The following is a 5803-nucleotide window of genomic DNA, read 5'->3' as shown; positions in this document are numbered from 1 at the left end:
AAATAAACCCAGGTTTGTATCTCCCCCATCAATGGAAAAATACGCCTTGCTTCCGGCGGCTAAGTCCAGAATACCCTGGTTGGCACTATTTTTAGAGTAGCGAAACAGATCCAGTGGACTGAAGATTCTGTAGCGATCAAGTGATAACGGAGCGCCTGGTCCATCAGGTTCGGAATAATAGTCTACAATATCCACACCGCTGACAAACCCCAACGCATGACCGATTTCATGAGCCGCTATTCCCACGAAATCAAAAGCATTGCTGCTAATTCCATTATCGGGATTAAAGTCGAAATTGAAGTCACTATTGAATTTAATCGTCGCATCAGTTGAACTATTATTCCCACTGAGTAAACCGAGGGCTTTGGCATTTGCTCGGTTGATATCCAGATAATAATTATTGGTGCTGGAATTATTATCCCTGATTGTATTACCCGAAAATGGATCGGTCGTCAGAAAATCAAGAAACGAACCGGTTGGCAAATTGGCGACGGCTGTAAAATCATCCGCAGATACTCGCTCATTGGTTAAGGCATTGCGAACATTAGAGTAACGATTCCCAATTGTATTACTACTCGCCTGACCTAAAATGCCAGAACCCAGGGACTCAAAACCAATGTCAATGTTGACGGTAACATTATCGGTGAATAGATCAGACCAGAGATCTCCAGCCGCTGTGAATCCATCAATCGCCTGTTGAGACGTCCCCGATGACGGACTAAAGTTAAATTGTAGGGCTTGTGCGGCGGTTGCGCCAAAACTAATTTCTACAGCAACAGCAAGAGCTGTCAATGGTGTGAGTGATCGGACATACTGACTCAGAGGTGAGAGCTTATTTGTCATGACTTGCCTAACTCAATAAGGTTTGCTCAACGATACACTCTATATCCATCCATTCAAGAACTTGGAGACATTATTCAGGTTTGCCGTTTGTCAGGTTGGTCTATTTGATTGAGTCCTGAACGGTTTACGACAATTGACCTAGATCTTTAAGTTTTTAGCTTCCTCTTGCCTCTTATCTTAAACTACATTAACAATAAAAATGGAGAGGGTCGAGTCGGGGCGGGTTTAGTTGCATCTGGGTCAGATCAGAAATGATAATGGTGAAACCCGCCCCTACACAATCAACATTTATTATTGCGGTGCGATCGCATAATCAACTAACTGGGCTACTTTTTGCCGCAGGGTTTCTAGTCCTAACCGTTTGCTAGCCGAAACAAATACCCCTTGGGGAAATTCGTCTTGGGCTAAGGCTAGGGTTTCACTGTCTACTTCGTCAATCTTATTAAACACCACTAGAATCGGTCCTGGTGTCACGGGCATGTCTGCCAAAATGGACATGACTGAACGAATATGATTTTGCCATGCGGGATGGGATAAATCCACCAGATGGATTAACGCATCGGCTTCTGTCACCTCTTCCAACGTGGCGCGGAAGGAATCGACGAGGGGGGGTGGTAATTCGTGAATGAATCCCACGGTATCGGTTAGTAGAACCGTAATCGATTCCCCAGTCTCCGCATAAGTAATCGGTAGACGTCGGGTGGTTGGGTCAAGGGTGGCAAACAATTGATCGGCGGTGTAAACTTCGGCATTAGTTAATGTATTTAATAACGTCGATTTACCCGCATTGGTATAACCGACAACAGAAATCGTTGGCACATCCTGCTTCTGGCGTCGTTGTCGCATCCGTGATCGATGTGCCTGCAACTGGTTCACCTCTTGTTGCAATCGGGCAATCCGGCGCTGAATCGCACGGCGTTCGGTTTCCAGTTTGGTTTCCCCTGGACCGCGAGTTCCAATTCCGCCTCCTAACCGGGACATGGCTTGACCTCGACCCGTGAGGCGCGGCAGCATGTATTCTAATTGGGCTAATTCGACTTGTAATTTCCCAGCACGGGATTGGGCGCGTTGGGCGAATATATCTAAGATTACTTCAGTGCGATCTACTACTCGTACCCCAGTTTGGGCTTCTAGGTTACGAACTTGGGCGGGGGATAAGTCCCGATCAAATACGACTAAATTCGCCCCTAATGTCTGCACCGTCAGGGCAATTTCCTGCACTTTTCCCGCGCCGACAACGGTTTGGGGATGGGGTTGCGATCGCCTTTGTCGCAGCGTCTGTAATACTTCCCCGCCGGCGGTTTGCACCAGTCGGGCAATTTCGGCTAACCCGTCTTCAAACTGTCCCCGACTCATATCTGCCGTCATTAACCCGACAATCAACACCCGATCTTGATCGACATCGACCTGTTGGGCGATAAATTCGCGGCGGAATTCGGCTTCAAGTCCTTCTACTAAATCAAAGAAATCTTGTTTTGTCAACAGATCCAGACTTAATGCTGGGGACATAAGCCAAGTTTGTTGACCATCTGCGTCTTGTCTGGATGACTGGGTAACCGGAATCAGGTGGGCTAAATAGGTTTCGTTCACATATCCGGTTGCGCCACCCCCCCGCCGTTCAAATCCTGACTCACTCACGGTGAGCAGGACTAGCGCATCCAAGCGCTGAATCGCCATAGCGGTTAAGTCAGCGTTACGCGGGGTGTGGGATTTGAGTTGAGTGGCAATACAGCGAATCCCACACAATCGTTCTGCACCATAGCGGGGTAACTCCAATGGGGGGATTTTGGTTTGTGTTGGGGTTCCCACTCCTACTCGAATCACCTGTCCTCGGCGATTGAGGTAAGTACATAAGGGCTGTTTGATATCAGCGCTAATCGCGGCTAACCGTTGAGCAAATTCCGGCGTGGTCAAGCGATCGCCCGGTAAGCGCTGGTGATAGAGGCGTTGCAGTTGTTTAAGCTGGCTAGGCTTTAAGCCGACAAGATTGCCATAGATCGTTTCGATAGGCGACTCCCAGTAAACTGGCTCCTGACTCTACTTTTGTTTATTTTAGATCCTCCCCGGTGTCAACGCACGAGGATTCCTTACCAGCCAATCCAAATGTAGGGGCGGGTTTAGGAACTCATGTAACGGGGAAATCACTACATTTCATTCAAAACCCGCCCTGCCAAAATTTTTAACCCAACCAATAACTTCGTGCCTACTACGAACCCATTGTTTTTGTATTATTCTGGTGGCATTATTGCACAAGAGGAGGGCGGGTTTTGTTGTTCATTTATTGGTTAGGTAGGGCGGGTTTTGTTTTTCAGTTAGTTCTGAGTAGCCGATTTTAGTCCCTAAACCCGCCCCTACAAATTGTTCCTTGACGACTAATACCAAGTTGCATTCAAAGATATAACTTTCCCTGCCCCTGCTTCCCCTGCTTCCCCATCTCCCCCATCTCCCCCATCTCCCCTCTTGACAGGTGTGTCTAGTGTGATGTAAGTTAAATATAACTAAATCGTAATTTAGTGAACAAATAATACCAAACAGTCCAAGGGAGATGAGCTGATGTTATTTCGTCAATTATTTGACAGTGAAACCAGCACCTATACCTATCTCATCGCTGATTTAGCCACAAAAGCCGCGATTCTGGTCGATCCGGTCAAAGACCAGGTTGATCGCGATCGCAAACTCCTCGATGAGTTGGGATTAACCTTGCAGTATTGTCTGGAAACGCATATTCACGCCGATCACGTCACCGGAACAGCGCGACTGCGCGAGTTGACTCACTGTCAGGGTGTGGTTCCTCAAAATGCCTCGGCTGCTTGTGCTGACCGCTTTCTGGCGGATGGTGAGGTGTTAATGGTGGGTTCAGTTGAGATTGTTGCGATCGCCACACCGGGTCATACCAATAGTCATAACGCCTATTGGGTGAATCGCGATCGCGTCCTCACGGGGGATTCGCTGTTAATTCGGGGATGCGGTCGAACTGATTTCCAAGGCGGTGATGCAAGCACATTATTTAATTCCATAACTCAAAAGTTATTTAATTTACCCGCTGAGACGCTGGTGTATCCCGGACATGATTATCGCGGACATACCGTATCCACGATTGGCGAAGAACAGCAATGTAATCCTCGATTAGCCAATCGCGATCGCGCCAGCTTTATCGAATTGATGAATAACTTAAATCTTCCTGATCCGAAAAAGATGATGGAAGCGGTTCCTGCTAATGAACGCTGTGGAAAAGTAGCGGTTAAAGCATAAAGAAACAGGGATTCCTGTAAACATCTACACCAATACATTAAGTTAGACAAGTTCGGCACATAGATAAGGAGAAAAACTCATGGTTTTAACTAATGCCAACAATCTACAAGAAATTAATGCCCAAACCTTAAAACAATGGCTGGATCGTCAACAAGTGATGCTCATTGACGTGCGGGAACCGGGAGAATATGCCAGTGAACATATTCCTGGGGCAAAATTAATGCCACTGTCTAAGCTTGCTCCCGGCGAGGTTAAACCGGAAACAAATCAACAGGTTGTATTATACTGTCAAAGCGGGAATCGCTCGAAACAAGCCGCCCAAAAATTCTTCGAGTCGGGATTTGAATCGGTGAATCATCTTCAAGGGGGATTACCAAGCTGGAAATCCGCCGGATATCAAACTCAGGTCAATAAAAATGCGCCAATTAGTTTATTCCGACAAGTGCAAATTGTGGCAGGTACATTAGTGTTTACTGGAACCGTATTAGGCGCTTTTGTCTCGCCTTGGTTTTTAATCTTGAGTGGTTTTGTTGGTGCGGGATTAGTCTTTGCGGGCGTCAGTGGAACTTGTGCCATGGGGATGTTACTAGCAAAACTACCTTACAACCAACGGGTTTAGTTTACTGTTCAGGGTGCATCGTTTATCGTTCATGGGGTGCATCCTATTAATGTAAAAAATCAACTTAGCTTGCTTCTCAGGCAAGCGAGTATGATAAATTACAAATGACCAAGGACATAAGACAAATGGGAACTTGGATAATTGGGTTAATTCTTGCCGCCGGAATTGGTATTAGTTTGGGGTTAATGGGTGGCGGCGGTTCGGTACTAGCCTTGCCTATTTTAGTGTATGTGATGGGGGTGGAAGCGAAAAGCGCGATCGCAATGACATTGGTAATCGTGGGAACCGTTAGCTTGATTGGAGTTATTCCTCACTGGCGACGAGGGAATCTGAATTTCAAAAAGGCGTTTATGTTCGGCGCGGCGACGATGTTGGGCGCATATTTTGGGGCAAAGTTAGCCTTTTTTGTCAGCGGAACATTCCAGCTTCTTTTATTTGCGGTAATGATGATCATTGCGGCGGGATTCATGATCCGCAAAAGCAGTAAACCGACTAAACCCGATAATGACTTGCAGTATTATCCTCAACCTGTGTGTAAATATTGTTGGTTGTGGATGCTAACTGAAGGGTTAGGTGTGGGCGTATTGACGGGTTTAGTCGGGGTTGGGGGTGGATTCGCGATCGTTCCAGCATTGGTATTATTAGGAAATACGCCGATGAAGGAAGCGGTGGGAACGTCATTACTAATTATTGCCTGTAACTCAGTGGCTGGATTTCTGGGATATTTGGGAAAAGTTCCCCTAGATTGGGGGTTAATGGGTTCATTTATTGTGGCGGCAAGTGTGGGAATTATAGTTGGTGCATATTTGGCACAGTATGTCAAAGCTCAACAGTTACAGAAAGCCTTTGGTTATTTTTTAATTGCCGTAGCCGCGTTTATTTTAGTTCAAAATCGTCAGGTGCTCACATCAGAACAGGATCAGACGGAATCAAGTAGGAAGTCAGAAGTTCAGATAGCTTATCGATAGATTTCCGGTGTTATAGGTGTTCGTTGGCACTTGATTTTTTTGGTCGTTTCCGGTATTATTTCATCATGGGAAAATGTGCCGTCCTATAGACCTAAATTCCCCCAACTTGGTATCGTCAGGT

5 protein-coding genes are annotated in these 5803 nt (G+C 46.4%); 3 read left to right on the top strand and 2 right to left on the bottom strand.

Annotated elements, in window-relative coordinates; all coding sequences use genetic code 11:
* Both ACLFWI_RS25705 and hflX read right to left on the bottom strand, forming a co-directional pair.
* Nucleotides 1–843 (bottom strand): NF038122 family metalloprotease (locus ACLFWI_RS25705; protein ID WP_446415274.1); only part of this gene is annotated, 843 nt, incomplete at its 3' end.
* A 291-nt stretch (nt 844–1134) separates the two neighbouring features.
* On the bottom strand, nt 1135–2850 hold the full coding sequence (gene hflX / locus ACLFWI_RS25700) for a GTPase HflX (RefSeq protein WP_446415275.1): 1716 nt from the start codon (nt 2848–2850) through the stop codon (nt 1135–1137).
* A gap of 546 nt (nt 2851–3396) precedes the next feature.
* Here hflX and ACLFWI_RS25695 point away from each other — a divergent pair.
* The 3 genes from ACLFWI_RS25695 to ACLFWI_RS25685 all read left to right on the top strand — a co-directional run bounded on the left by ACLFWI_RS25695 (nt 3397) and on the right by ACLFWI_RS25685 (nt 5682).
* Entirely contained in the window at nt 3397–4095 is a 699-nt protein-coding gene (locus tag ACLFWI_RS25695) for an MBL fold metallo-hydrolase (RefSeq protein WP_446415273.1), read from the top strand.
* Between the two features lie 79 nt (nt 4096–4174).
* Nucleotides 4175–4714, top strand: coding sequence for a rhodanese-like domain-containing protein (locus tag ACLFWI_RS25690; protein ID WP_446409658.1), 540 nt, complete (start codon nt 4175–4177; stop codon nt 4712–4714).
* A gap of 125 nt (nt 4715–4839) precedes the next feature.
* The gene (locus tag ACLFWI_RS25685) at nt 4840–5682 is read left to right on the top strand and encodes a sulfite exporter TauE/SafE family protein (protein ID WP_446415272.1); all 843 of its coding nucleotides are present in this window, start codon (nt 4840–4842) and stop codon (nt 5680–5682) included.
* Nucleotides 5683–5803: the final 121 nt, after the last annotated feature.

The sequence above is a fragment of the Coleofasciculus sp. genome, assembly GCF_046539235.1.
In the GTDB taxonomy this organism is placed as follows: Bacteria; Cyanobacteriota; Cyanobacteriia; order Cyanobacteriales; family Coleofasciculaceae; genus Coleofasciculus.
This window is presented reverse-complemented; position numbering and strand designations above follow the sequence as displayed.

Coding starts and splice junctions, on each gene's coding strand:
- ACLFWI_RS25695 (WP_446415273.1), top strand. CDS start 3,397: ATGTTATTTCGTCAATTATTTGACAGTGAAACCAGCACCTATACCTAT.
- ACLFWI_RS25685 (WP_446415272.1), top strand. CDS start 4,840: ATGGGAACTTGGATAATTGGGTTAATTCTTGCCGCCGGAATTGGTATT.
- ACLFWI_RS25690 (WP_446409658.1), top strand. CDS start 4,175: ATGGTTTTAACTAATGCCAACAATCTACAAGAAATTAATGCCCAAACC.